We start from the raw sequence: 26051 nt of genomic DNA on the forward strand, positions 1-26051 counted from the left end.
AGAACGCTCCGTGCAGAAGTTTGCCGCGCAGCCATTGGCAGCCACCCTCCCCCGCGGCTATCGTCGGCTCCACTGCGGCTGGAACAAGAACACGGATGAAAACGCGCGACCGGATTCTCGAATGCGCCCTGCAGCTGTTCAACGAGCAGGGCGAGCCCAACGTCTCCACCCTGGAGATCGCCACCGAACTGGGCATCAGCCCCGGCAATCTCTACTACCACTTCCACGGCAAGGAACCCCTGGTGCTGGCGCTGTTCGAGCGCTTCCAGGAGGAACTGGCGCCACTGCTTGACCCGCCGGAAGACGTGCGACTGGGTGCCGAGGATTACTGGCTGTTCCTGCACCTGATCGTCGAGCGCCTGGCGCATTACCGCTTCCTCTTCCAGGACCTCTCCAATCTTTCCGGAAAGCTGCCCAGGCTGGCTCGCGGCATACGCACCTGGCTCAACCAGCTCAAGCGCACCCTGGCTACGCTGCTGGCGCAGCTAAAGGCCCAGGACGAATTGATCAGCGACACCGAAGCGCTCGGCCAACTGGTGGAGCAGATCACCCTGACCTTGCTGTTCTCGCTGGACTACCAGCGCATCCTCGGCCACCAGGGCGACGTACGCCAGGTGGTGTTCCAGGTGATGATGCTGGTGGCGCCACACCTGCGCCCGGACTCGCAGCTGATCGCCGAGCGGCTCGCCAAGCGCTACCTCGCTCCCTGAGCCACAGCGCGCAAGCTTTTCCCTTGAGAGAATGAAAACGCCCGGCGCGAGGCCGGGCGTGGGTGTTGCAGCAGACCGATCAGGCCTGGGACGGCGGCGTTGCCGGAGCGGCAGCGGACGGCGTCACGGCCGGCGCGGCGGCGGCAGCCGACGGTGCCGGGGTGGCGGCCGGAGCGGCTGCCGGTTTCGCAGCAGCCGGTTTGGCGGCGGCCTTGGGTGCGGCGGGCTTCTTCACGGCAGGCTTCTTCGCCGCGGCCGGCTTGGCTGCAGGTTTCGCAGCGGCAGGCTTGGCGGCAGCGGCCGGTTTTGCAGCGGGCTTGGCGGCCGGTTTCGCAGCGGCTTTCGCAGCAGCGGGTTTGGCAGCCGGTTTCGCGGCAGGTTTGGCCGCAGCCTTGGCAGCGGGTTTCGCGGCCGCCTTGGCAGCCGGTTTGGCGGCAGCTTTAGCGGCGGGCTTGGCAGCCGGCTTCGCTGCAGGTTTCGCAGCGGGCTTGGCGGCGGATTTGGCAGCCGGTTTGGAAGCCGCGGTCTTCACAGCGGGTTTCGCGGCCGGTTTGGCGGCGGCTTTCGCTGCGGGTTTGGCGGTAGCCTTGGCGGCCGGTTTGGCGGCCGGTTTGGCGACGCTGACGCCGGTGAGCTTCTCGATCTGCTTGGTGAGGCTATCGACCTTGCTGTGCAGGTCCTTCACTTCACGGCTGCTCGGTACGCCCAGGCGCGAGATCGCGCTGTTCAGGCGCTTGTCGAAGGCCTCTTCCAGCTCGCCCCACTTGCCGATCGCGGCGCCCTTCACGGCATCGACGCGCGCCTTCGCGGAACGGGTGGAAGTCTTCACCGCACCCTCGACTTCGGTCTTGGCCAGTTTCTCAGCCTTCTCGCCGTCCTTGACCAGGGTCTCGAACACCTTGCTGCCGTCCTTGCTGACCTTCGAGTAGGCCCCCAAGCCAGCCAGCCAGATCTGCCGCGAGTATTTCTCGATCTCGCCGATCCAACTGGACTCTTTTTTATCGGTAGTTTTTTTGCCAGCCATCCTGCTCTCCTTATTGGGTTCTCGCGACACGCTCGAGCACTGCGCTCAGCTCATCCAGCTTAGCAGAGAGCGCCTCCACATCACGCCTGGAGGGAATTCCGATTCGATTGAGGGCGGAGGCGACACGCGCATCGAACGCTTCCTCGATCCTGTCGAAATTCAGCTTGGCTTTGACGCTGTGCAGGCGACCCTTGACGCTGTCGTTGGCGGCGTCGATCTGGGTGCTCACCAGGTCGCGGCCTTTCTTCTCCACGGACTCGCCGGACTTGACCAGTTCCTTGAAGTACTCACTGCCTTCGGCGCCCACGCGAGCGTAGGTACCCAGGCCGGCGAGCCAGATCTGCCGCGCGTAGTGCTTGGCATCGGAGTAGAGGGAGGATTCGAGCTCTGCGACTTTCTTCTTGCTGACAGCCTTGGCCATGGTGGCACCTCACAGGGTTCTGATTCGATGATGTCGAACAGCTGCCCGCGAAAGGCGGGACTGTGAGCCAAGGTATCGGGGAAAATTAGAAAACACATACCAGGCTTTGCAGGAACGAAGCGGCTACAGGCGGCTAGCCTCAGGCTGCAGGGGAAAACAGCCTGAAGCCTGAAGCCTGCCGCCTGCCGCCACCCTTACGCCAGCGCCTTGTCCAGCGCGCGCTCGATCTCACCCTTGAGCAGGCCGCCCATGGCCGAGAGCATCAGGCCCAGCTTCACATCCACCGCAACCTTGTCCGCGCCCACTTCGATGCGCCCATCCACGCCGCTGCGCTTGAACAGCAGGGTGTCGCCCTGCCACTCGCTGCTCACCCCGTGCTCGCGGGAGAGCTTGTCGGCGAGCTTCTCTGCCTTGGCGCGGGCGGCCTCCAGGCCCAGGGAATGGTTACGTTCGACGTGGATACGGGACATGCTGGAACTCCGCGATTGACTGACTTTCCAGATAATACGCGCCGCGCCGTATCGCCGCACCCCGGCGCCCCTCTTGCGGCGGCGAGCGGGGCGGCGTTTTCTCCGCATCCTGTTAGAATGCCCGCCACTGACTTCCAGGGTAGAAACGCCATGAGCGAACCGCGCAAGCCCCAAGCCGGCCAGGACAGCGCCGATCCCACCACGCACTTCGGCTACAAGACCGTGCGCGAGAGCGAGAAGGCCGAGAAGGTCGCCGAAGTGTTCCACTCGGTCGCCGCCAAGTACGACCTGATGAACGACCTGATGTCCGGCGGCATCCACCGTCTGTGGAAGCGCTTCACCATCGAACTGTCCGGCGTGCGCGCCGGCAACCGGGTGCTGGACATCGCCGGCGGCACCGGCGACCTGACCCGCCAGTTCTCCCGCCTGGTCGGCCCGACCGGCGAAGTGGTGCTGGCCGACATCAACGCCTCGATGCTCAAGGTCGGCCGCGACAAGCTGCTCGACAGCGGCGTCGCCGGCAACGTCAGCTTCGTCCAGGCCGACGCCGAGAAGCTGCCGTTCCCCGACAACTACTTCGACGCGGTAACCATCGCCTTCGGCCTGCGCAACGTCACTCACAAGGACGAAGCCATCCGTTCCATGCTGCGGGTGCTCAAGCCCGGCGGCCGCCTGCTCGTGCTGGAGTTCTCCAAGCCCACCAGCAGCCTGCTGTCCAAGGCCTACGATGCTTACTCCTTCACCCTGCTGCCGCTGATGGGCAAATTGGTGACCAACGACTCCGAGAGCTACCGCTACCTCGCCGAGTCGATCCGCATGCACCCCGACCAGGAAACGCTGAAGTCGATGATGGTGGAGGCCGGTTTCGACCGCGTCACCTACCACAACATGACCGGCGGCGTGGTCGCCCTGCACCGCGGCATCAAGCCCTGATGACCCTGCTCCTGCAGGCCGCCCTGGCCAGCGCCGAAGCCACCATCAACCGCGTGCTGCGGCTCGATGGCGTGGCGCTCAGGCGCCTCGGCCGGCTCGCCGGCAAGGTGCTGGAAGTGGACTGCCAGGCGCCGGCGCTGCGGCTGTTCATCCTGCCCGATGCCGACGGCCTGCACTTGGCCGCGCACCACGAGGCGCCGGCCGACTGCACCCTCGTCGCACCGGCCGGCAGCCTGCTGCAGCTGGCCCTGGCCAAGGACAAGACCCGCGTCCTGCACAGCCCGGAAGTGACCATGGGCGGCGACAGCGCGATGCTGCTGGAGCTGGCCGACATCCTCCAGAGCCTCGAACTCGACTGGGAGTACGAAGTCTCCCGCTGGCTCGGCCCGGCACCCGCACATCTGCTCGGCGCGCGCCTGCGCGGCGGCATGGCGTGGGCCGGCGATAGCCTGGAAAGCCTGCGCCTGAGCCTCGCCGATTACCTCGCCGAAGAAAGCCGCACCCTGGTCGGCCGGCATGAAGCCGAAGCGCGCTTCGCCGAATTGGACCAGTTGAAGATATCCCTCGACCGCCTTGACGCGCGGATCACTCGCCTGACCCAGAAGATCAAGCCTGACGCATGAAGCTGCTCGCCTTCCGCCGCCTGCTGCGCATCCAGCGCGTAGCCATCCGCTACCGCCTGGACGACATGGTCCTCGAACTGCCCTTCCTGCCCTGGTGGCTGCGTCTGGTCGGCGGCCTGCTGCCCTGGCGCTGGCTACCGCGCAAACCGCTGGACCTGAGCCGTGGCGCGCGCATCCGCCTGGCGCTGGAAGACCTCGGGCCGATCTTCATCAAGTTCGGCCAGATACTCTCCACCCGCCGCGACCTGCTCCCCGACGACATTGCCCTGGAACTGGCTTTCCTCCAGGACAAGGTGCCGCCCTTCCCGCCGGAACAGGCCGTGGCGCTCATCGAACAGCAACTGGGCGCGAAGATCGAGCAGGTGTTCGCCCGCTTCGAACGCGAACCGCTGGCCTCCGCCTCGGTGGCGCAGGTGCACACCGCGCAGCTCAAGAGCGGCGAGGAAGTGGTGGTGAAGGTCATCCGCCCGAACCTGGAGCCGGTGATCCGCTCGGACATCGCCTGGCTGCACATCCTCGCGCGCACCGCCGAGCGCATCTCCGCCGACGCCCGCCGCCTGCACCCGGCCGAAGTGGTCAGCGATTACGAGAAGACCATCTACGACGAGCTCGACCTGCTCCGTGAAGCGGCCAACTCCTCGCAGCTGCGGCGCAACTTCGAAGGCTCGCCGCTGCTCTATGTACCCCAGGTCTACTGGGACTGGTGCCGCCCCAAGGTACTGGTGATGGAGCGCATCTACGGCATCCCGGTGACCGACCTGGAGACCCTGCGCGACCAGCGCACCGACTTCAAGGCCCTGGCCGAGCGCGGCGTGGAGATCTTCTTCACCCAGGTATTCCGCGACAGCTTCTTCCACGCCGACATGCACCCCGGCAACATCTTCGTCAGCACCCGCACGCCCTGGAGCCCGCAGTACATTGCGGTGGACTGCGGCATCGTCGGCAGCCTCACCGACGAAGACCAGGACTACCTGGCGCGCAACCTGATCGCCTTCTTCAAGCGTGACTACCGCAAGGTCGCCCAGTTGCACATCGACTCGGGCTGGGTGCCGGCGGAAACCAAGGTCAACGATTTCGAGGCGGCGATCCGCACCGTGTGCGAGCCGATCTTCGAGAAGCCGCTGAAGGACATCTCCTTCGGCCAGGTGCTGCTGCGCCTGTTCCAGACTGCGCGGCGCTTCAACATGGAAGTACAGCCGCAACTGGTGCTGCTACAGAAGACCCTGCTGAACATCGAAGGGCTGGGCCGCCAGCTCTATCCGGAGCTGGACCTGTGGACCACCGCGCAGCCCTTCCTGGAGCGCTGGATGCGTGATCGCGTCAGCCCCGGCACCCTGCTGCGCAACGCCCAGCAGCACATCGAACAACTGCCGCACCTGGCGCAGATGACCCGCGACACGCTCGAACGCCTGTCCCGCGAGCCGCAGCCAGAAGCGCGCCTGAGCGGTGCTCAGGCCGGCATGGCCAGCGCCTGGCCGGCGCGGCTGATTGGCGCAGTGCTGGTTGCCGGCGCCGCCGAAACCGGCCTGGCCACCCACTCCCTCGCCGCCTGGCCGGCCTGGGCGATGCTGGCCGGTGGTCTGTATCTGATTCTGCGCCGATAGCCAGTCGCCCCAGCGGCTGGCACACTTGACCGCTATACGAAGTGGCTTACAAAGTGGCTCTGGGCACCGCGCGTGCCCGCTGTACGGAACCCGAGATGAAAGACTGGCTGGACGAAATCAACTGGAATGCCGATGGACTGGTGCCGGCAATCGCCCAGGACCATCGCACCGGCCGCGTGCTGATGATGGCCTGGATGAACCGCGAGGCCCTGGCCCTTACCGCCGCCGAGAACCGCGCCATCTACTGGTCGCGCTCGCGCGGCAAGCTCTGGCGCAAGGGCGAGGACTCCGGCCACGTGCAGAAGCTCCACGAACTGCGCCTGGACTGCGACGCCGACGTGGTGATCCTGATGGTCGAGCAACTGGGCGGCATCGCCTGCCACACTGGCCGCGAGAGCTGCTTCTACCGGGTGTTCGAGAACGGCGCCTGGCAGACCGTCGACCCGGTCCTCAAGGACCCGGATGCCATCTACTCCCACGTAGGTACAGGAAAACCCCATGAGCACTGATACCCTCGCCCGTCTGGCGGAAGTCCTCGAAGCGCGCAAGAATGCCGCACCGGACAGCTCCTACGTGGCCAGCCTGTATCACAAGGGCCTGAACAAGATCCTGGAGAAGGTTGGCGAAGAGTCGGTGGAAACCATTCTTGCCGCCAAGGACGCCGCCACCAGCGGTGATTGCACGGACCTGATCTACGAAACGGCCGACCTCTGGTTCCACTCCCTGGTGATGCTCGCCGCCCTCGGCCAGCACCCGCAGGCGGTACTGGACGAGCTGGACCGCCGCTTCGGCCTTTCCGGGCACGACGAGAAAGCCGCGCGCCAGCCGTCAGCCTGAACCCGACAACTTTGCGAGGAAAACAAGATGGGCATCTTTGACTGGAAACACTGGGTAGTCATCCTGATCGTCGTGGTCCTGGTCTTCGGCACCAAGCGCCTGAAGAACCTGGGTTCGGATGTCGGCGAAGCCATCAAGGGCTTCCGCAAGGCAATGAACACCGAGGAAGACGACAAGAAGGACCCGAGCGCCGCTGCCGGCAACCCGCCGCTGAACCAGCCGCACACCATCGACGCCCAGGCGCACAAGGTCGAAGAGCCGGCGCGCAAGGACTGATTCATGTTCGGTATCAGCTTCAGCGAACTGCTGCTGGTGGGCCTAGTCGCCCTGCTGGTGCTCGGCCCCGACCGCCTGCCGGGTGCCGCGCGCACGGCCGGCCTGTGGATCGGCCGGCTCAAGCGCAGCTTCAACGCCATCAAGACGGAAGTGGAGCGCGAACTGGGTGCGGATGAAATCCGCCGCCAGTTGCACAACGAGCACATCCTGCAGATGGAACAGGAAGCCAAGAAGCTGATGGCGCCGCTGACCGACCTGCAGGACCAGGCCCGCGAAGCCTTCAACCCGCAGCAGCCGGCCCAGCCCGACAGCCAAGGGGCGACGAGCGAGTCGCCTGCGGCACCGAGTATCGCGCCCAACAGCCGGCTGAACAGCCTGCCAGGCGCGGGCATCGCCCCTGTCGCCACCCCGGAAGCGGCACCCGCCGCTCCGGCAGAACCTGTCGCTGCGCCCCAGGCGCAAGCCCCAAGCGAGACGCCGGCGCCGAGCCAGCCGTCCGCTTCGTCCGAGACGCCGCGTAGCCCATGAGCGCCGAAAAGCCCGACCAGCCCGAACAAGACCAGGAAATGCCCCTGGTCTCGCACCTGACCGAACTGCGCAATCGTTTGCTGCGCTGCGTGATCGCGATCTTCGTGATCTTCATCGGTCTCCTGTACTTCTCGCAGAAGATCTACGCGCTGGCTTCCGAGCCGCTGCGGCGCTTCCTGCCCGAAGGCGCGACGATGATCGCCATCGACCCGGCGTCAGCCTTCCTCGCGCCGCTGAAGCTGACCATGATCGTTGCCGTGCTGATTGCCATGCCGGTGATCCTCGGCCAGATCTGGGGCTTCATCGCCCCCGGCCTGTACAAGCACGAGAAGCGCGTCGCCCTGCCGCTACTGGCCTCCAGCATCATACTGTTCTACGCCGGCATGGCCTTCGCCTACTTCCTGGTGTTCCCGTTGATGTTCCACTTCTTCCTCGGCCAGGCCCCGGAAGGCGTGACGCCGATGACCGACATCAACAGCTACCTAGACTTCCTCACCCTGCTGTTCGCCTTCGGCGTGGCCTTCGAGATTCCCGTGGCCACTGTCCTGCTGGTATGGATCGGCGTGGTCGACGTGGCCTACCTGAAGAAGATCCGCCCCTACGTGATCATCGGCTGCTTCGTGGTCGGCATGGTTCTCACCCCGCCGGATCCGCTGTCGCAGACCTTGCTGGCAGTGCCGATGTGGATGCTGTTCGAGGCTGGCGTACTGTTCAGCCACCTGATCCGCAAACGCGGGCCGGAAACCGAAGACGACGAGCCCAAGGGCGACCAGCCGCCGGCTACCCGTCCGTGAACCTGCTGCTGCTCGACGACGCCGACTTCGTCGCGGCGGACCGCGTGATCCTGCGCGACCGCCGCCTGACGCACATGCAGGAAGTCCACCGCGCCGAAAGCGGCGACCGCCTGCGCGTGGGCCGACTCGGCGGCCTGATGGGCGAAGGCCACCTGCTGCGCCTGGAAGCCAACGAGGCCGAGTTGCAGGTCAGCTTCGACCAGGCCCCGCCGGTGAAACTGCCGCTGACCCTGCTGCTCGCCCTGCCCCGCCCGAAGATGCTCCGCCGAGTGCTGCAGACCGTGGCCGCCATGGGCGTGCCGCGCCTGGTGCTGCTCAACAGCTACCGGGTGGAAAAGAGCTTCTGGCAGACGCCCTTCCTCGAGCCCGAGGCCATTCGCGAGCAACTGATCCTGGGCCTCGAACAAGCCCGCGATACGGCGCTGCCCGAGGTCATCATCGAGAAGCGCTTCAAGCCCTTCGTCGAGGATCGCCTGCCCGCCCTCGCTGCCGGCAGCCTCGGCCTGATCGGCCACCCCGGCCCCTGGCCCGAGTGCCCGCGTGCGTTGAGCGAACCCGTGACGCTGGCGATCGGCCCGGAGGGCGGCTGGATTCCCTACGAGGTCGACAAGCTGCGAGAGGCCGGCCTGAATCCCGTACAACTGGGTGAACGCATCTTGCGCGTCGAGACTGCCGTGACCGCCCTTCTGGCACGACTGTTCTAACTCAAACTGGCGCAAAGCCAGTAACCACGCGGCCTCCAGCGTGAACCGCCAGTCAGAAAAAGCACCCCGGAACTCTTCAGTTCCACGCGCCCGCGCCGATATCAGCGGTACCGGTCGTCCCCACTCTGCGCATTTCCTGCTCAGCCATGCGTACCGGCCCCGTACAACCCCTGGAGCGCCGCCTTCATGTTTCGCTGGTTCAACAACCTGACTGTCAAACTCAAACTCGCCGCAGGCTTCGGCCTGGTGCTGCTGCTCACCCTGCTGATCGCCCTTACCGGCTGGATCAACCTGGGCAATGTGATCAACCGGGGAGACAAGCTCGGCGAGATTTCCGAGCTGATCTCGATCGCCAAGGACCTGCGCATCGCCCGCCTGAAGTTCCAGTCCACCCGCGCTCCGGAAGACGCCAGGCTGGTGCTCGATACACTGGACAAGCTGGACCAGCGCCACCGCGCGCTGAACGAAAAGTTCAGCGAGGCCGAGGACCGTCGCGTCATCGACCAGCAGCATGAGCTGAGCGTGGAATACCGCAAGCTGTACGCCCAGTTGCTGAAGTCCTTCGAAGAGCGCGATGCCGCCAAGCAGGTGCTGATCCAGGCCGCCGGCGCAGTCAGCGAGGGCCTGCAGAAAGCCGAGCAGAAGCTGGTCAACAGCGCCAGCGTGGAAAGCCTGCAGCACCTGCAGGACCTCGCCGGCATTGGCCGCGCCGTCATGCAGGCGCGCCTGCAGGTGATGGCCTACACCAGCACCGACGCACAGAACCTGGAGCAACCGGCCTTCTCTGCCCTGCAGAAGCTGATCGACGGCGTGAAGAGCGACATGAGTACCTCGCCGGCCGAACTCAACGGAGAATTCCGCGCCACCCTCGATGCGTTGGAGACCTACCGCAACGCGCTGACCAACTACCGCAACGAGGTCAACGACAGCCAGGCCGCCCGCGACCGTATGCGCGACAGCGGCCAGCAGATCGAGAAGCTGAGCAACGAGCTGACCGCTACCCAGACCGCCAAGCGCGACGCCGGCGTCGCCCAGGCCAAGACCCTGCTGGGCCTGGCCACGCTGATCGCCCTGGTGCTGGGCAGCATCGCCGCCTGGATCATCACCGTGCAGATCGTCAATCCGCTGCGTGACGTACTGGGCCACGCCGAGCGCATCGCCGACGGCGACCTCAGCCGGGATATCCCGACCACCCGCCACGACGAGCTGGGCCAGCTGCAGAAGAGCATGCAGCGCATGAACCTGTCCCTGCGCGAGCTGATCGGCCGCATCCACGATGGCGTGACGCAGATCGCCAGCGCCGCCGAGGAACTGTCCGCGGTGACCGAGCAGACCAGCGCCGGGGTCAACAACCAGAAGACCGAGACCGACCAGGTCGCCACCGCGATGAACGAGATGGCCGCCACCGTGCAGGAAGTCGCGCGCAACGCCGAGGAAGCCTCCGAGGCCGCCTCCGCTGCCGACCGCCAGGCCCGCGACGGCGAAGGTGCGGTGAACGAAGCAGTGAACCAGATGGACCGCCTGGCTGGCGAAGTCAGCCGCACCAACGAGTCGGTGCTCAAGCTCAAGCGTGAGAGTGAGAAGATCGGCAGCGTGCTGGACGTGATCAAGGCGGTAGCCGAGCAGACCAACCTGCTGGCGCTCAACGCCGCCATCGAGGCCGCCCGCGCGGGCGACGCCGGGCGTGGCTTCGCCGTGGTGGCCGACGAGGTGCGCGGCCTGGCGCAGCGCACCCAGTCCTCCACCGAAGAGATCGAGGAACTGATCGCCGGCCTGCAGAGCGGCACCCAGCAGGCCGTGCAGATGATGGAAACCAGCCGCGACCTGACCGTCAGCACTGTCGACCTGACCCGCCGCGCCGGTGAGCGCCTGGGCGCGATCACCCGCACCGTGTCGACCATCCAGTCGATGAACCAGCAGATCGCCGCCGCCTCCGAGCAGCAGAGCGCCGTGGCCGAGGAGATCAACCGCAGCGTGATGAACGTGCGCGACATCTCCGAACAGACTGCTGCCGCCAGCGAGGAAACCGCCGCTTCCAGCGTCGAGCTGGCGCGCCTGGGCAATGAGCTGCAAGTGCTGGTCAGCCGCTTCCGCGTCTGATTTGCACCCTGCAATGAAAGAGGCCCGCGCAATGCGGGCCTTTTTCATGGTCAGTCGATACGTCTGCGCCTGCCGAACCCTCGCGCAGCGCCATCCCGTAGGATGGGTGGAGCTTGCGATACCCATCACCCATCGACGACGCCTGCGATGGGTATCGCTGCGCTCCACGCCATCCTACGAAAGCTCGCCCGGAGCGCGGCCGCGTCAGATATGACGCGACAAATTCCCGCCTTCAGTTTCCCTTCTCGCGGCCGATAGCCTCTGACGCACGAAGATGCGTCCCGATAATTCCGCCTCGCCTCCGATCTTTTGTTGTTGCCTGCCACGGGCCGTCGATCCCGTGGCGACGCCTGCCTGGAGTGTTCGACATGTACGATTGGCTAGTAGTACAGCTGGGACGCCTGAACGTCAGCCTGAAGCTGGTGGTGGGCTTCGGCATCCTCCTCTTTCTCACGCTGCTGGTGCTGCTCAGCGGCCTGAGCAGCCTGGACAACCAGGCAGGGCGCGGTGAGCAGATGGCGACCATCACCGAGCTCAACGACCTCAGCCAGCAGGCCAACCTCGCGCGCCTGCAGTTCGAGCTGGGCGGCGACCGCAGTCAGGCCGAGAAGGTCGAGCAACACAGCACGAAGATGCTGGAGCTGATCGAGCAGCGCCTGAAAGGCAGCGATATCGATGCCAGGCAATTGGACGCCGCACGCCAGGCGGTGAGCGAATACCGCGAAGCTTTCAACGCCCTGACCCGCGCCGTGGACCAGCGCACCCAGGCCCGCAGCACCCTGGTGGGTAGCGCGCAGAGCGCCCTGCAAGCCTTCGAAGCGCTGGACAAGCAGCTCTTCGACCTGCTCGCCGAGCAGCCCGGCGACAGCCAGTTGCTGCACAGCGCCCAGGCCGTCGGCCAGTTGCACCAGCAGTTGCTGGTGGTGCGCTACCAGGTACGTGGCTATGTCTTCGAGCAATCCGCCAGCGCCGAACAGGCCGCCTTTGCCGCCTTCGACAAGCTGCGCGACGGCGGCTCCGCCCTGCAGAGCCAATTGCCGGCCATCGCTGCCGACGGCCTGAACAGCGCGCTGAATGGCCTGCAGAATTACCGCAGCGGCATCGAGCACTTCCGCGACGGCGTAAACGCCACCCAGCAGGCACGCAAGGGCCTGAATGGCGCCAGCGAAGCGCTGCTCTCTGCCGCCACCCACCTCTACGACGACACTCTCGCACGCAACGATGCCGAGACCGCCGCCGCCAAGACCCGGCAGATCCTCATCGCCGTGCTGGCCCTGGCTTTTGGCATGCTGTCGGGCTGGGCCATCAATCGCCAGATCGTCCGTCCGCTGCACGAGGCCCTGGAGCTGGCCGAGCGCATCGCCCAGGGCGACCTGTCCCAGGGCCTTTCCCGTAACCTCAACCTGCAGCGCAGCGACGAGCTGGGCCAGTTGCAGCGGGTGATGCTGCGCATGCGCGAGAACCTGTCGCAGCTACTCGGCCACATCGGCGGCAGCGTCAGCCAGTTGGCCACCGCCGCTGACGAACTCTCCGCCGTCACCGAGCAGACCCGCGCCGGGGTCAACAGCCAGCGCGTGGAAACCGACCAGGTTGCCAGTGCCATCCATGAAATGGCCGCTACCGTGCAGGAAGTCGCGCGCAACGCCGAGCAGGCCTCCGCCGCCGCACAACAGGCCGACCAGCAGACGCGCCAGGGCGACCAGGTGGTGCGGGACGCGGTGACCCAGATCGACCGCCTGGCCACCGAGGTGGATCGCTCCGCCGAGGCCATGGAGTTGCTGCGCAAGGAAAGCGAGAAGATCGGCAGCGTACTCGACGTGATCAAATCGGTGGCCGAACAGACCAACCTGCTGGCGCTCAATGCCGCTATCGAAGCCGCCCGTGCCGGCGAGGCCGGGCGCGGATTCGCCGTGGTCGCCGACGAAGTTCGCGGCCTGGCGCAGCGCACCCAATCCTCCACGGCCGAGATCGAGGGTCTGATCGCGGGGCTGCAACGCGGCGCCCAGGAGGCGGTGACGCGCATGGACGACAGTCGCCGCCTGACCGGCAGTTCAGTGGAACTGACCCGCCGCGCCGGCGATGCGCTGGCAGTGATCGCCCGCACCGTGGCCGACATCCAGGGCATGAACCTGCAGATCGCTTCCGCCGCCGAACAGCAGAGCAGCGTCGCCGAAGAGATCAACCGCAGCGTGGTACAGGTGCGCGAGATCGCCGACCAGTCCGCTGCCGCCAGCGAGCAGACCGCCAGTTCCAGCACCGAATTGGCACGCCTGGGCAACGAGCTGCAACTGCAGGTGGGGCTCTTCCGCCTGTGAGGTGGCAGTCGGTCGGTGCACCCGCACCGGCCGGCGGGACAATTGTCATGCGCATGGCGTAGGATCGGTCACTCGCCATATAGGGAGAGTGACCATGCGCCCGCTGACCATCGACCTCGACGAACTCGCCTTCGCGCTCGACACCCAGGGTATCGATCACTACCTCGATCTGTTCAGCGGCCAGGTGCTGCTGATTGCCGAAGAAGACCCCGATCCGGAGCTCGCCGAATTGCTGCACCGCGAGCCGGAGCGTCTGCTGCCCATCGAACCGCTGAGCAGCGGCCAGTCACTGGACCTGATGCGTGACTTCCTCCGCGAAGTGCCGGAGCCGCACGCCTATTCCGCCCTGGCCAACGCCATCGAAGGGCGCAAGCCGTTCAAGGCCTTCCGCCACGTGCTGATGGGTTATCCCGAGCTGCTACAGGCCTGGTATGTCTACCAGGGCGAAAGGCTGCGCGAGTGCGCGCTGGATTGGCTGGCGGACAACCAGATCCAGCCGGCGACGCGCAGCGCGATGCTTTGATCCGCAAGTTCGCGAGCAAGCTCGCTCCTACGAAGGGCACGCCGGCCCCAGCAGAAGCGCCGCAAACTCTCGCGCAACAATGTAGGGTGCATAACGCCGATGGACTGGCTGGTGGATAACCATATCCAGCCGGCCACCCACAGCGCGATGTTCTGATCCGCAGGTTCGCGAGCAAGCTCGCTCCTACGAAGAGCAGGTACTCCGTGCCCTGTAGGAGCGAGCTTGCTCGCGAACTGTCCCCCACTCCGGCACAACAGCGCAGGATCGCCCCCCAGGCGTGATCGCAAGGGGGCCTGCTCCCGGACCAAGCGACGTGCTCACCGGTGACGTAGGAGCGGACTTCGTCCGCGATCGGCCAGCCCCCGAGCCAATTGCCCGCGCAAACAAGAACGCCGCCCCGAAGGGCGGCGTTTGTTGTTTCCGATCAGAACAACCGGCCTTCCGGCGCCTCGTTGGAGATCGGCTTGGCCTGGGCTGCCGTGGCCTGCCAACCGCCGCCGAGGGCCTTGTACAGGTTGACCTCGCTGGTCAGTTGGTTGAGCCGGTCGGTGATCAGCTGTTGCTGGGCACTGAACAGCGAACGCTGCGCGTCGAGCAGGGTAAGGTAGTTGTCCACACCGGTGCGGTAGCGCTTGTCGGCCAGGCGGTAGTACTCGCTGCTGGCGTCCACCAGCGCGCGCTGCGCCTGCAGTTGCTCGTTGAAGGTGCCACGGGCGGCAAGACCATCAGCCACCTCGGAGAACGCCGTCTGGATGGCTTTCTCGTACTGCGCGATGTTGATGTCCTTCTGCACCTTGGCCAGGTCCAGGCTCGCCCGCAGGCTGCCGGCGTTGAAGATCGGCAGGCTGATCGAGGGCTTGAACAGCCAGGTGCCGGAACCGCCGTCGAACAGGCCGCCGAGGTCCGGGCTGAGGGTGCCGGCGTTAGCGGTCAGGCTGACGTTCGGGAAGAACGCCGCCCGCGCCGCGCCGATGTTGGCGTTGGCCGCCTTGAGCTGGTGCTCCGCCTGGAGGATATCCGGGCGGCGTTGCAGCAGGTCGGAGGGCAGGCCGGCCGGCACGGTGGCCAGCAGTTCGTCGGACAGCTCGCGCCCCTTGGGCATGTCGCCCGGCAGGCCGGAGCCCAGCAGGAGCACCAGGGCGTTCTGGTCCTGCGCAACCAGGCGGGTGTACTGCGCCAGCGTCGCACGCGCGCTTTCCACCTGGGTCTGCGACTGGCGCAAATCCAGGGCCGAAGCGACACCCACCTCATAACTGCGGCGGGTCAGGTCGTAGCTCTTCTGGTAGGTACCCAGAGTATTGCGAGTCAGCTCCAGCTGCGCCTGGTCGGCGCGCAGCGTCAGGTAGGCGTTGGCAACGTTGGCCACCAGGCTGGTCTGAGTGCTGCGGCGGGCCTCTTCGGTCGCGAAGTATTGCTCAAGTGCCTGATCACTCAGGGCGCGCAGGCGGCCGAACAGGTCGACTTCCCAGGCGGTTACGCCAACGGTCGCGCCGTACTGACTGCTGATCATCGAGCTGCCGGTCTGCGACAGGTCCGCCGGCAGGCGCTGCCGCGAGCCGTCGAAGCTGGCATCCACCGCCGGGAACAGGTCGGCCCGCTGGATGCGGTACTGCGCCCGGTAGGCTTCGATGTTCAGCGCGGCGACGCGCAGATCGCGGTTGTTTTCCAGCGACACTTCGACCAGTCGCTGCAGTTGCGGGTCCTTGAAGAACTCGCGCCAGCCGATGTCGGCGCCGGCGTTGGCCGGTTGCGCCGCATCGTAGGCATTGCCCTGCGGGTAAGCCGCGGCCACGGGCGCCTCGGGGCGCTCGTAGTCGGGGATCAGCGAGCAGCCGGACAACACACCGGCGGCTATCGCAAGGGACAGTAAGGACTTTCTCATATCAATGCCCCTTCTCGGTGGCTTCCTGTTCCTTGGACTGCTTGTCCTTGAACAGGGTACTGACCACCACATAGAACAGCGGTACCCAGAAGATCGCGAGGATGGTCGCGGTGATCATGCCGCCGATCACGCCGGTACCGATCGCGTGCTGGCTGCCCGAGCCCGCACCGGTGGAGATCGCCAGCGGCAGTACGCCGAGGACGAAGGCCAGGGAGGTCATCACGATCGGGCGCAGACGCATACGGCACGCCTCGATCGCCGCCTCGACGATGGGCTTGCCCTCGCGCTCGTGCAGTTCCTTGGCGAATTCCACGATGAGGATCGCGTTCTTCGCCGACAGGCCAATGGTCGTCAGCAGGCCCACCTGGAAGAACACGTCGTTGGACAGGCCGCGCATGGAGGTCGCCAGCAACGCACCGATGACGCCCAACGGCACCACCAGCATCACCGAGAACGGAATCGACCAGCTTTCGTACAGCGCTGCCAGGCAGAGGAACACCACGATCAGCGACAGCGCATAGAGCGCAGGAGCCTGCGAGCCGGACAGCCGTTCCTCGTAGGACAGGCCAGTCCAGGCGTAGCCGACACCCTTGGGCAGTTGCTTGACGATATCCTCGACCGCCGCCATGGCCTCACCGGTGGAGCGGCCCGGGGCCGGTTCACCGAGGACCTCCATGGCCGGCACGCCGTTGTAACGCGCCAGCTTGGGCGAACCGTAGCTCCATTCACCGGTGGCGAAGGCACTGAACGGCACCATTTCCCCGGTGCTGTTGCGCACATACCACTTGTCCAGGTCTTCCGGGCTCATCCGCGAGTTCGGGCGACCTTGCAGGTAGACCTTCTTCACCCGACCACGGTCGATGAAGTCGTTGACGTAGTTCGAGCCCCAGGCAATCGAGACAGTGGTGTTGATGTCCGCCAGGGACACGCCCAGCGCACTGGCCTTCTCGTCGTCGATCAGCAGTTTGTACTGCGGCTCGTCGTTCAGGCCGTTGGGGCGCACACGTTGCAGCGCCGGGTTCTGCGAGGCCATGCCGAGGAACTGGTTGCGCGCCTGCATCAGCACTTCGTGGCCGACGCCAGCCTGGTCCTGGAGGAAGATGTCGAAGCCCACGGCGTTACCCAGCTCGAGTACCGCCGGCGGGGCGAAAGCGAACACCATCGCGTCCTTGAAGCTGAAGAAGTGCTGCTGCGCGCGCTGGGCCAGCGCGAACACGCTGTTCTCCGCGCCCGGTCGCTCTTCCCAGGGCTTGAGCATGATGAACGCCATGCCCGAGCTCTGGCCACGGCCGGCAAAGTTGAAGCCGGTCACGGTGAACACCGAGGCCACCGAGCTGCTTTCCTTGTCCAGCAGGTACTCGCGCATCGAGTCCACCACCACCTGGGTGCGCTCGGCGGAGGAACCTGCCGGGGTCTGCACCTGGGCGAACAGCACGCCCTGGTCCTCGTCGGGAAGGAACGCGGTGGGAATGCGGGTAAACAGATAGACCATGCCCCCGAGGATCAGCACGTACATCAGCAGGTAGGGCACGCGATGCTTGAGGATCGAGGTGACACCACGCTCGTAGCCCTGGGTGGTAGCGAGGAACTTGCGGTTGAACCAGCCGAAGAAGCCGCGCTTGTGCTCGCCGTGGTCGCCCTTCTCGATGGGCTTGAGCATGGTGGCGCAGAGCGCCGGGGTGAGGATCAGCGCCACGATCACCGACAGGGCCATGGCCGAGACGATGGTGATGGAGAACTGCCGGTAGATCACCCCGGTGGAGCCGCCGAAGAACGCCATCGGCAGGAACACCGCCGACAGCACCATGGCGATACCCACCAGCGCGCCCTGGATCTGGCCCATGGACTTGCGCGCCGCTTCCCTGGGTGACAGGCCTTCCTCGGCCATCACCCGCTCGACGTTTTCCACCACGACGATGGCATCGTCCACCAATAGACCGATCGCCAGCACCATGCCGAACATGGTCAGGGTGTTGATCGAGAAGCCGAAGGCAGCCAGTACGCCGAAGGTACCCAGCAGTACGACCGGCACGGCGATCGTCGGGATCAGCGTGGCGCGGAAGTTCTGCAGGAACAGGTACATCACCAGGAATACCAGCAGGATCGCCTCACCCAGGGTCTTCACGACCTCGTGGATGGAGGCCGAAACTACCGGAGTGGTGTCGTACGGGTAGACGATATCCATGCCCTGCGGGAAGAACGGCTCCAGCGTGGCCAGGGTGGCGCGGATCGACTTGGCGGTGTCCAGCGCGTTGGCGCCGGTAGCCAGCTTGATCGCGATACCGGAGGCCGGCTTGCCGTTGAACTGGGCGTTGATGCTGTAGTCCTGGCCGCCCAGGGCCACATCGGCGACGTCCTTCAGGCGCACCTGGGAGCCGTCGGCGTTGACCTTGAGGAGGATTTCCTTGAACTGCTCGGCGCTTTGCAGGCGGGTCTTGCCGATGATCGTGGCGTTGAGCTGCTGCCCCTTGACCGCGGGCAGGCCGCCCAACTGGCCGGAGGAGATCTGCACGTTCTGCGCCTGGATCGCCGTCTTCACGTCGCCCGGCGTCATCTGGAAGCTGTTGAGCTTCGCCGGGTCCAGCCAGATACGCATGGCGTACTGCGAACCAAACACCTGGAAGTCACCGACACCGGCGGTCCGCGACAGCGGGTCCTGGATGTTGGAGACGATGTAGTTCGACAGGTCTTCCTTGGTCATGCTGCCGTCGTTGGAGACGACGCCGACCACCATCAGGAAGTTCTTCACCGCCTTGGTCACGCGGATACCTTGCTGCTGTACTTCCTGCGGCAGGAGCGGCGTGGCCAGTTGCAGCTTGTTCTGCACCTGGACCTGGGCGATGTCCGGGCTGGTGCCCTGGTCGAAGGTCACGGTGATGGTCATGCTGCCGTCGGAGTTGGACTCCGAGGAGATGTAGCGCAGATGGTCGAGACCGTTCATCTGCTGCTCGATGACCTGTACTACGGTGTCCTGCACCGTCTCGGCGGAGGCGCCCGGGTAGGAGACCTGGATGGCGATGGCCGGCGGCGCAATGGCCGGGTACTGGTTCACCGGCAACTTGAGGATCGACAGACCGCCCGCCAGCATGATCACCAGGGCAATTACCCAGGCGAAAATGGGCCGGTCAATGAAAAACTTCGACATTACGAATCCCCTTGATTAACCCTGCTTGGCCGGCTCGGCGGCGGCGGGCTTGTCGGCGGCACCAGCGGCGGGCGCCACGTTCTTCGCGGGTACGGCCTTGGCCTGGGCGCCCGGTTGAACGTACTGCAGGCCTTCGGTGATCACGCGGTCACCGGGCTTCAGGCCATCGCTGACCAGCCAGTAGGCGCCCACGGTGCGCTCGGTCTTGAGGGTACGCAGCTCGACCTTGTCTTCGCTGTTGAGCACCAGCGCGGTGGCCATGCCACGGAAGTCACGGGTGACGCCCTGCTGCGGTGCGAGGATGGCCTGCTTCTTGATGCCCTCTTCCAGCTGCGCATGGACGAACATGCCCGGCAGCAGCTCCTTGTTCGGGTTGGGGAAGATGGCGCGTACGGTCACCGAACCGGTGCCCTGGTCAACCGAGACCTCGGAGAACTCCAGCTTGCCCTCGATTGGGTACTCGGAGCCGTCTTCCAGGTACAGCTTGACCTTGGCGGCGTTGTCGCCGGCCTTCTCCAGCTGCCCGGCGGCCAGCTCGCGGCGCAGGCGGATCAGCGCAGTGGAGGACTGGGTAACGTCGACGTAGATCGGGTCGAGCTGCTGCACGGTCGCCAGCGCGGTGGCCTGGCCGTTCTGCACCAGGGCGCCTTCGGTGACGCTGGAGCGACCAATGCGGCCGGAGATCGGCGAATACACCTTGGTGTAGCGCACGTTGATCTTCGCGTTGTCGACGGTGGCCTTGGCCTGCAGGTAGGCGGCCTGGGCGTCGGCGTATTGCTGCTTGCTCACCGCCTCGTCCTTGACCAGCTCCTTGTAACGCTCGGCCTGCTGCTGGGTGGAGACCAGGTTGGCCTGGGCACTCTGCAGGGTCGCTTCATAGGTGGCCGGGTCGATCTGGTACAGCTGCTGGCCCTCCTTGACGTCGCTGCCTTCCTTGAACAGGCGCTTGAGGATGATGCCGTTCACCTGCGGGCGAACTTCGGCGATGCGATACGCGGTGGTGCGGCCCGGCAGTTCGGTGCTCAGGGTCACCTCCTGCGGCTGCAGGGTCACCACACCGACCTCGGGGATCTGCTTCTCCTGCGGGGCCTGTGCTTTATCGCAGCCGGCAAGAGTGGCCATGGCGACGAGCAGGGCCGGGACCAGGGCGCGCATGGCTGGCTTTCGTTGCATATCGTTGTCCTCGTGAGCAAAGCATCCGGTTTGGCTGTGGGCTTGCCGGTCCGGAAAAGCTGGCAAAAATACTTACATTCAGCTCTGTTTGTAAACGTCCGAAAGCCCTGAGGGAAAACTACTGAAACGTTTTAGCCATTGGCCGACATCACAGTAGGTTTCCCGCAAGGCAGTCGCGGCGACGAACAAAGTTGATAACATCAACTAAAATACGAAAAAATGGTTGAGCCGATCAACCTGATTTACACAAGGTTTACCGTGACCGAGCCGATGACCCACAACGTGAATCCCGACCTGCCACAGACCCTGATGAAGGTCCTCGACCACTTGCGCGAGAGCCTCCAGGACGAACTGTACGCCGAGGGCATCGACCTCACGCCACCGGACATCCGCCTGCTCGAACTGATCGGCGCCGACGCGGGCCAGAGCCTGCAGAGCCTGGGTCGCAAGATGTGCCGCGACAAGGCCCTGGTAACCCGCAAGATCCGTGAAATGGAGACGCTCGGCCTGGTTCGCCGTGAACGCAACCCGGACGACCAGCGCAGCTTCCAGCTGTTCCTCACCGAGGCCGGGAGCCGTATCGACGAACGCACCCAGGCCATCCTCGCACGAACCCATGACAATCTGTTCGCGCCGCTGGACGATGAAGAGCAGCGCACTCTCACCCAACTTCTGCGGCAGTGCCTGCAGGGCCGGGGAGACTAAGGCCACAAACGAAAACGCCGGCATTCGCCGGCGTTTTCGCAGTCCTGCGTCTTACTGACGCACCCCTTCAACCGACAGGGTCAGCTCGACTTCCTGGGAAGCCGGGCCGAGGTCGCGCTGGATGTTGAAGTCTTTCAGCTTGAGGGTGGTGGTGCCGAGGAAGCCGGCACGGTAGCCGCCCCACGGATCATCGCCCTGGCCAACCAGTTCAGCCTTGATGGTGACCGGCTTGGTCACGCCATTCAGGGTCAGGTTGCCGGTGATCTCGGCATTCTTGCCATCGGCCTTCACGGCGGTGGATTCGAAGGTCGCGGTCGGGTTCTTCGAGACATTCAGGAAGTCCGCACTGCGCAGATGCTTGTCACGCTCGGCGTGGTTGGAGTTCACGCTGTTGGTGTTGATGGTCACCTTGACCTTGTCGGCGGACGGGTTCTTCTCATCGAAGGTGAAGGCACCGTCGAAGTCGTCGAAGCGGCCGTACAGCCAGCTGTAACCCAGGTGCTTGATGCGGAACTCGATGAAGGCGTGCTGGCCTTCCTTGTCGATCTTGTAGTCCGCGGCCATGGCCTGGCCAGCGGAGAACAGGGCGGTACCCAGCGCCAGAGCGGCGAACGTCTTCTTCAGCATTGAAGCAATCTCCCTTTGAGGTGAGGTGTTATTTCGCGGCACGACCGAGCATGCGCACCAGGGTCGCATCGCGATCGAAGAAATGGTGTTTGAACGCCGCCAGGGCGTGCAGCACGGCCAGGACGACCAGGGTCCAGGCCAGGTACAGATGGATCACACCGGCGATATCGGCCTGGTCGGTGATGCCGCTCAGGGTGGCGGGCACATCGAACCAGCCGAACACGCTGATGGGTTTGCCTTCGGCGGTGGAGATCAGGTAGCCGGCGATGATCACGGCGAACAGCAAGGCGTACAGCGCCAGGTGACCCAGTTTGGTGGCCAGGCGCGTGAGCTGGCCATGGTTGGCCGGCGTCGGCGGTGCCGGGCTGATGAAGCGCCAGAGCACACGCACGATCAGTGCGATGGCCAGCAGGATGCCGATGCTTTTGTGGATTTCCGGAGCGCGGTGGTACCAGGTGTCGTAGTAGTCCAGCTCGCGCATCCACAGGCCCAGACCGAACAGGCCGAACACCACCAGCGCGCTGCCCCAGTGCAGGAACAGGCTGACCAGTCCGTAGCGTGCGGGGGAATTACGCCATTGCATCGATACACATCCTTGAAAACGGGAATTCAAGACTAGCGGCTAATCCATCGAAGAAAAGCAGAAAAATCTGCTTTGAAACATCGACTGACAAGATAGGTCATCTCCTGAAACGGCCGTGCCAGAGCCAGAAACGACAATGCCGGCTTTCGCCGGCATTGTGGATGGAGCGCGTTGGCTCAGAACGGCAGCCAGGACATGATGCCCTTCTTCTCGCCTTTCTCGGCCGGTTTGTCGCTGGCCGCCGGCTTGTTGTCGGCAACCAGCGCCGCACCTTCGAGCACCGGCGTCTTGCCGGCATACAGGTCGCGGACCTGGCTGGCGGCGCGCTTGCCACTGCGCAAGGCGCCTTCGATGGTGCCCGGGTAGAGCGCATCGGTGTGTTCGCCGGCAAAGGCGACGCGCGCAACCGGAGTCTCCCAGACGCGCCAGAAGCGGCTGATCTGGCCCGGACCATAGGCCAGGTAGGAGCCGCCGGTACCGACGTCGGTGCTGTAGCGGCGCATTTCATAACCGTCGTAGGCGCCGCGCATCTTCGGGTAGTACTTGTTCATGCGGATCAGCACCTGCTCCGACAACTGGCGGTCACCGAAGGCCTGCATCACGCGGGCGTTGTCGCCGGACAGGTTGATCAGCACGTTGGCGCCGCCCTTGGTCGCGGGTTCGACCCAGATCATGCCCAGGCCCTGGTCGCTGTAGATCTCGCCGGACAGGCGCGACTTGTCGTCCCACACCGGGCGCTTGAACTTCATCAGGATCTGGTCGCGCCAGCCGTAGTTGGTGCCCTTGAGCGCCGCCAGCTGCTTCTCGTTCAGGCTCGGGGTCAGGGTGATGCTGCCCAGCGCCCGCAGCGGTACAGCCAGCACCAGGTAGTCGGCGGTGTAGCCGGTGGGGCCGACCTTGACGGTCACGCCGTCCTTGTCCTGGCTGATCGCAGTGACCTTGGCGTTGGTCTTGATGGTCTTGATCTGCTTGACGAAGGCCTGGGCCAGCACCTGGCTGCCGCCGGGCAGGCGCGCCGCGCGCAGGTCACGGTCGTCGACGCCGCGGTACACACGGCCCTGCTGGGCGAGGTAGAGCAGCGACAGGCGCGACGGTTCGTCGTAGTGCGAACGGATACGCTGGTTGACCAGCAGGCGCGCGGTCGGCGACAGGTTCAGCTTGTCCAGCCAACGCGCGGCGGTGAGCTGATCGAGGGCGAACAGGGTCTTGTTCGCCAGCGGGTTGAGCGGGTCGTCGATGGAGGCGGACAGATCATTCAGGGACTTCTCGAAGCGTTCGAGGTCCGCGGCGACGGCCGGCATCTTGGTCTTCAGGTCGGCGCTGGTGTAGTAGAGACCGTCGATCAGGTAGCTCGGGGTGCGCACGAATTCCGGCGCCGGTACCGAATTCACCTTCAGGGTGTCCAGGTAGCCGTTTAGAGTCGGCTGGGCCTTCTTGTTGCCGATCCATTCGCTGGTGGCCAGGCCCGAACGGCCACCCACCTGCGGCTTGGCTTCCAGCACGGTGACCTGCCAGCCGGCCTGCTGCAGCTCATAGGCCGCGGAAAGCCCAGCGAGTCCGGCGCCTACCACGATGGCGGTCGGTTGTTTGTCCTTGCCCAGCGCCACAACGCTGAACACGCCCAGAGCGAGCAGCGCGGCAGCGCGCAGCCATCCCATTTTCATCGCCAGACTTCCCCGAATTGGTGCAAAGGCGCGAAGCATACGTGAGCGCCCGAAAGCCGAATAGCTGTCTTGGTCGGCTGCCTACAACATGTGTCGTAGGACGTGTCCTTGTTCATCTCAGGTGCATTGCATAGGCTTGCCGACCAGAGCGAGCCGAACGTCAGAAGAGCCATCAATTTAAGGAGCCGGCCATGGGCCTGAATGCCGAGTGGATGCAGCGTGATCTCGAGGTGCTGTGGCACCCCTGCACCCAGATGAAAGACCACGAGCGCCTGCCGGTGATCCCGATTCGACGTGGCGAAGGCATCTGGCTGGAGGACTTCGAAGGCAAGCGCTACATGGACGCGGTCAGCTCCTGGTGGGTCAATGTCTTCGGCCACGCCAACCCGCGCATCAACCAGCGCATCAAGGACCAGGTCGATCAGCTGGAGCACGTGATCCTCGCCGGCTTCAGCCACCAGCCGGTGATCGAACTCTCCGAGCGCCTGCTGCGCCTCGCGCCGGCCGGGTTCTCCCGGGTGTTCTACGCCGACAGCGGCTCGGCCGGCATCGAAGTGGCGCTGAAGATGAGCTACCACTACTGGCACAACCTCGGCCAGCCGGAGAAGAAGCGCTTCATCACCCTGACCAACAGCTACCACGGCGAGACCGTGGCGGCGATGTCGGTGGGCGACGTGGCGCTGTTCACCGAGACCTACAAGTCGCTGCTGATGGACACCATCAAGGTACCGACCCCCGACTGCTACCTGCGCCCCGAAGGCGTGAGCTGGGAGGAGCACTCGCGGACGATGTTCGCCGCCATGGAGCAGGCGCTGGAGCAGCACCACCATGAGGTCGCGGCGGTAATCGTCGAACCGCTGGTGCAGGGCGCCGGCGGCATGCGCATGTACCACCCGGTCTACCTCAAGCTGCTGCGCGAGGCCTGCGACCGCTACGGCGTGCACCTGATCCACGACGAGATCGCCGTCGGCTTCGGCCGCACCGGCACCATGTTCGCCTGCGAACAGGCCGGCATCACCCCGGACTTCCTGGTGCTGTCCAAGGCCCTGACCGGCGGCTACCTGGCGATGAGCGCGGTGCTCACCACCGACAAGGTCTACCAGGCCTTCTACGACGACTACGCCACCCTGCGCGCCTTCCTCCACTCACACACCTACACCGGCAACCCGCTGGCCTGCGCCGCCGCCCTGGCGACCCTGGACATCTTCGAGCAGGACAACGTCATCGAGGCCAACAAGGCCCTGGCGGCGAAGATGGCCAGCGCCACCGCGCACCTGGCCGACCACCCCCACGTCTCGGAAATCCGCCAGACCGGCATGATCCTCGCCATCGAGATGGTTCAGGACAAGGCGACGAAAACCGCCTACCCCTGGCAGGAGCGCCGCGGCCTGAAGGTCTTCCAGCACGGCCTGGAACGCGGCGCGCTGCTGCGCCCGCTGGGCAGCGTGGTGTACTTCCTGCCGCCGTACATCATCACCCCCGAGCAGATCGACTTCCTCGCCGAAGTCGCCAGCGAAGGCATCGACATCGCCACCCGCGAGAGTGTCAGCGTGGCGGTCAGCGAACGCTTCCCCGAGCATCGCGATCCAGGCTAAAAGCGGCGGCAGGCTTCAGGCTGCAGGCGGCAGGCGATACACTTGCCCACCTGTAGCCTGCCGCCTGTAGCCCAAAAAATGCGCCTCTCCCGCTTCTTCATCGACGCCCCGCTCTCCCTCGGCCAGCACGAGCTGCCCGAAGCCCAGGCCCACTACATCGGCCGCGTGCTGCGCCACAGCGCGGGCGACGCGGTGCAGCTGTTCGACGGCTCGGGCCAGGAATACCTGGGCGAGCTGATCGAAGTGGGCAAGAAGAACGTCCGCGTGGAGCTGCGCGAAGCCTTTGCCGGCCAGGCCGAATCGCCGCTGCGCGTGCACCTGGGCCAGGGCCTGTCGCGTGGCGAGCGCATGGACTGGGCAATCCAGAAGGCTACCGAACTGGGCGCCAGCGAGATCACCCCGATCGTCAGCGAACGCTGCGAAGTACGCCTGAAGGACGAACGCGCCGACAAGCGCATGGCCCACTGGCGCCAGGTGGCGATCAGCGCCTGCGAGCAGTGCGGCCGCTCGGTACTGCCGGTGCTCAATGCACCGGTCACCCTCGGCGAATGGCTGCAGAGCTGCGAAGCGCAGCTCAAGCTGGTGCTGCACCCGGTGGCCGAGGCGCTGACCAGCCATGACCGGCCGGCGAGCCTGGCCTTCCTGATCGGCCCCGAAGGTGGGTTGAGCGATGCGGAAGTGGAACAGGCGAAGTCGGCTGGATTCCATGCCGCGCGACTGGGGCCGCGCGTGCTGCGGACCGAGACAGCGCCGGTGGTGGCGCTGAGTGTGGCGCAGCAATTGTGGGGCGACTTCTAGATTCTCTGCGATGGAAA

General features: G+C 65.3%; 25 protein-coding genes. 16 read left to right on the forward strand and 9 right to left on the reverse strand.

The features are described 5' to 3' along the window. The first annotated feature begins 95 nt into the window (after window positions 1-95). Window positions 96-710: a TetR/AcrR family transcriptional regulator gene (locus N5C91_RS25970; protein WP_236201307.1), complete on the forward strand. Its 615-nt coding sequence runs from the start codon at window positions 96-98 to the stop codon at window positions 708-710. 79 nt (window positions 711-789) lie between these two features. Here the strand turns inward: N5C91_RS25970 and N5C91_RS25975 are convergent, their stop codons facing one another. The 3 genes from N5C91_RS25975 to N5C91_RS25985 all read right to left on the reverse strand — a co-directional run bounded on the left by N5C91_RS25975 (window position 790) and on the right by N5C91_RS25985 (window position 2625). Beyond that, window positions 790-1734: a phasin family protein gene (locus N5C91_RS25975; RefSeq protein ID WP_279832983.1), complete on the reverse strand. Its 945-nt coding sequence runs from the start codon at window positions 1732-1734 to the stop codon at window positions 790-792. A gap of 10 nt (window positions 1735-1744) precedes the next feature. Then, complete coding sequence (locus N5C91_RS25980) at window positions 1745-2155, reverse strand: phasin family protein (RefSeq protein WP_236172709.1); 411 nt, start codon at window positions 2153-2155, stop codon at window positions 1745-1747. Window positions 2156-2349: 194 nt separating this feature from the next. After that, window positions 2350-2625 (reverse strand): polyhydroxyalkanoic acid system family protein, encoded by a 276-nt coding sequence (locus N5C91_RS25985; RefSeq protein ID WP_236172710.1) that lies wholly within the window; start codon window positions 2623-2625, stop codon window positions 2350-2352. A 150-nt stretch (window positions 2626-2775) separates the two neighbouring features. On the opposite strand from N5C91_RS25985, the gene ubiE reads away from it, so the two are divergent. The 12 genes from ubiE to N5C91_RS26045 all read left to right on the forward strand — a co-directional run bounded on the left by ubiE (window position 2776) and on the right by N5C91_RS26045 (window position 13862). Beyond that, on the forward strand, window positions 2776-3558 hold the full coding sequence (ubiE, locus tag N5C91_RS25990) for a bifunctional demethylmenaquinone methyltransferase/2-methoxy-6-polyprenyl-1,4-benzoquinol methylase UbiE (RefSeq protein ID WP_236172711.1): 783 nt from the start codon (window positions 2776-2778) through the stop codon (window positions 3556-3558). Then, entirely contained in the window at window positions 3555-4181 is a 627-nt protein-coding gene (locus N5C91_RS25995; RefSeq protein ID WP_236201400.1) for an SCP2 sterol-binding domain-containing protein, read from the forward strand. The genes ubiE and N5C91_RS25995 overlap by 4 nt, the downstream gene beginning before the upstream one ends. Next, complete coding sequence (gene ubiB, locus N5C91_RS26000) at window positions 4178-5785, forward strand: ubiquinone biosynthesis regulatory protein kinase UbiB (protein ID WP_236172712.1); 1608 nt, start codon at window positions 4178-4180, stop codon at window positions 5783-5785. The genes N5C91_RS25995 and ubiB overlap by 4 nt, the downstream gene beginning before the upstream one ends. Window positions 5786-5880: 95 nt before the next feature. Beyond that, window positions 5881-6294, forward strand: a complete 414-nt coding sequence (gene hisI / locus N5C91_RS26005) for a phosphoribosyl-AMP cyclohydrolase (protein WP_184590387.1) — start codon at window positions 5881-5883, stop codon at window positions 6292-6294. Continuing rightward, the gene (locus tag N5C91_RS26010) at window positions 6284-6622 is read left to right on the forward strand and encodes a phosphoribosyl-ATP diphosphatase (protein WP_065086256.1); all 339 of its coding nucleotides are present in this window, start codon (window positions 6284-6286) and stop codon (window positions 6620-6622) included. Before hisI ends, N5C91_RS26010 begins: the two co-directional genes overlap by 11 nt. A gap of 27 nt (window positions 6623-6649) precedes the next feature. Further along, window positions 6650-6898 carry a twin-arginine translocase TatA/TatE family subunit gene (locus tag N5C91_RS26015; RefSeq protein ID WP_236172713.1) on the forward strand — a complete coding sequence of 83 codons (249 nt, stop codon included), beginning with the start codon at window positions 6650-6652 and terminating at the stop codon, window positions 6896-6898. 3 nt (window positions 6899-6901) lie between these two features. After that, the gene (gene tatB / locus N5C91_RS26020; protein WP_236172714.1) at window positions 6902-7426 is read left to right on the forward strand and encodes a Sec-independent protein translocase protein TatB; all 525 of its coding nucleotides are present in this window, start codon (window positions 6902-6904) and stop codon (window positions 7424-7426) included. Then, a complete protein-coding gene (gene tatC / locus N5C91_RS26025) occupies window positions 7423-8220 on the forward strand; it encodes a twin-arginine translocase subunit TatC (RefSeq protein WP_236172715.1) in 798 nt (265 codons plus the stop codon). Before tatB ends, tatC begins: the two co-directional genes overlap by 4 nt. Next, window positions 8217-8924: a 16S rRNA (uracil(1498)-N(3))-methyltransferase gene (locus N5C91_RS26030; protein ID WP_236172716.1), complete on the forward strand. Its 708-nt coding sequence runs from the start codon at window positions 8217-8219 to the stop codon at window positions 8922-8924. The genes tatC and N5C91_RS26030 overlap by 4 nt, the downstream gene beginning before the upstream one ends. A gap of 186 nt (window positions 8925-9110) precedes the next feature. After that, window positions 9111-11024 carry a methyl-accepting chemotaxis protein gene (locus N5C91_RS26035; RefSeq protein WP_236172717.1) on the forward strand — a complete coding sequence of 638 codons (1914 nt, stop codon included), beginning with the start codon at window positions 9111-9113 and terminating at the stop codon, window positions 11022-11024. 368 nt (window positions 11025-11392) lie between these two features. Continuing rightward, window positions 11393-13339 (forward strand): methyl-accepting chemotaxis protein, encoded by a 1947-nt coding sequence (locus N5C91_RS26040; RefSeq protein WP_279832994.1) that lies wholly within the window; start codon window positions 11393-11395, stop codon window positions 13337-13339. Between the two features lie 94 nt (window positions 13340-13433). Then, window positions 13434-13862, forward strand: a complete 429-nt coding sequence (locus N5C91_RS26045; RefSeq protein ID WP_236172719.1) for a UPF0158 family protein — start codon at window positions 13434-13436, stop codon at window positions 13860-13862. A gap of 424 nt (window positions 13863-14286) precedes the next feature. Here N5C91_RS26045 and N5C91_RS26050 read toward each other — a convergent pair whose 3' ends face one another. Genes N5C91_RS26050 through mexA form a run of 3 tightly spaced genes read right to left on the reverse strand, consistent with a single transcriptional unit; the run spans window position 14287 to window position 20062 of the window. Then, window positions 14287-15744: an AdeC/AdeK/OprM family multidrug efflux complex outer membrane factor gene (locus N5C91_RS26050; protein WP_279832996.1), complete on the reverse strand. Its 1458-nt coding sequence runs from the start codon at window positions 15742-15744 to the stop codon at window positions 14287-14289. A gap of 1 nt (window position 15745) precedes the next feature. Next, window positions 15746-18889 carry an efflux RND transporter permease subunit gene (locus N5C91_RS26055; protein ID WP_279832998.1) on the reverse strand — a complete coding sequence of 1048 codons (3144 nt, stop codon included), beginning with the start codon at window positions 18887-18889 and terminating at the stop codon, window positions 15746-15748. 15 nt (window positions 18890-18904) lie between these two features. Continuing rightward, on the reverse strand, window positions 18905-20062 hold the full coding sequence (gene mexA / locus N5C91_RS26060) for a multidrug efflux RND transporter periplasmic adaptor subunit MexA (protein ID WP_236172722.1): 1158 nt from the start codon (window positions 20060-20062) through the stop codon (window positions 18905-18907). 270 nt (window positions 20063-20332) lie between these two features. Between mexA and N5C91_RS26065 the strand changes: the two genes are divergently transcribed. Beyond that, window positions 20333-20767 carry a MarR family transcriptional regulator gene (locus N5C91_RS26065; RefSeq protein WP_236201399.1) on the forward strand — a complete coding sequence of 145 codons (435 nt, stop codon included), beginning with the start codon at window positions 20333-20335 and terminating at the stop codon, window positions 20765-20767. A gap of 51 nt (window positions 20768-20818) precedes the next feature. Here the strand turns inward: N5C91_RS26065 and N5C91_RS26070 are convergent, their stop codons facing one another. The 3 genes from N5C91_RS26070 to N5C91_RS26080 all read right to left on the reverse strand — a co-directional run bounded on the left by N5C91_RS26070 (window position 20819) and on the right by N5C91_RS26080 (window position 23641). Continuing rightward, window positions 20819-21394, reverse strand: coding sequence for a YceI family protein (locus N5C91_RS26070; RefSeq protein WP_236172723.1), 576 nt, complete (start codon window positions 21392-21394; stop codon window positions 20819-20821). Window positions 21395-21422: 28 nt separating this feature from the next. Further along, complete coding sequence (locus tag N5C91_RS26075) at window positions 21423-21977, reverse strand: cytochrome b (RefSeq protein WP_236172724.1); 555 nt, start codon at window positions 21975-21977, stop codon at window positions 21423-21425. A 176-nt stretch (window positions 21978-22153) separates the two neighbouring features. Next, complete coding sequence (locus tag N5C91_RS26080) at window positions 22154-23641, reverse strand: flavin monoamine oxidase family protein (protein WP_236201298.1); 1488 nt, start codon at window positions 23639-23641, stop codon at window positions 22154-22156. Between the two features lie 191 nt (window positions 23642-23832). Here N5C91_RS26080 and N5C91_RS26085 point away from each other — a divergent pair, with 191 nt between their 5' ends. Further along, window positions 23833-25236: an adenosylmethionine--8-amino-7-oxononanoate transaminase gene (locus N5C91_RS26085; protein ID WP_279833000.1), complete on the forward strand. Its 1404-nt coding sequence runs from the start codon at window positions 23833-23835 to the stop codon at window positions 25234-25236. A gap of 78 nt (window positions 25237-25314) precedes the next feature. Beyond that, window positions 25315-26034 carry a 16S rRNA (uracil(1498)-N(3))-methyltransferase gene (locus tag N5C91_RS26090; protein WP_279833002.1) on the forward strand — a complete coding sequence of 240 codons (720 nt, stop codon included), beginning with the start codon at window positions 25315-25317 and terminating at the stop codon, window positions 26032-26034. Window positions 26035-26051 lie beyond the last annotated feature (17 nt).

Origin of the sequence: Pseudomonas sp. GD03903, from assembly GCF_029840045.1 — a bacterium.
GTDB classification, from domain to species: Bacteria; Pseudomonadota; Gammaproteobacteria; order Pseudomonadales; family Pseudomonadaceae; genus Pseudomonas; species Pseudomonas pseudonitroreducens.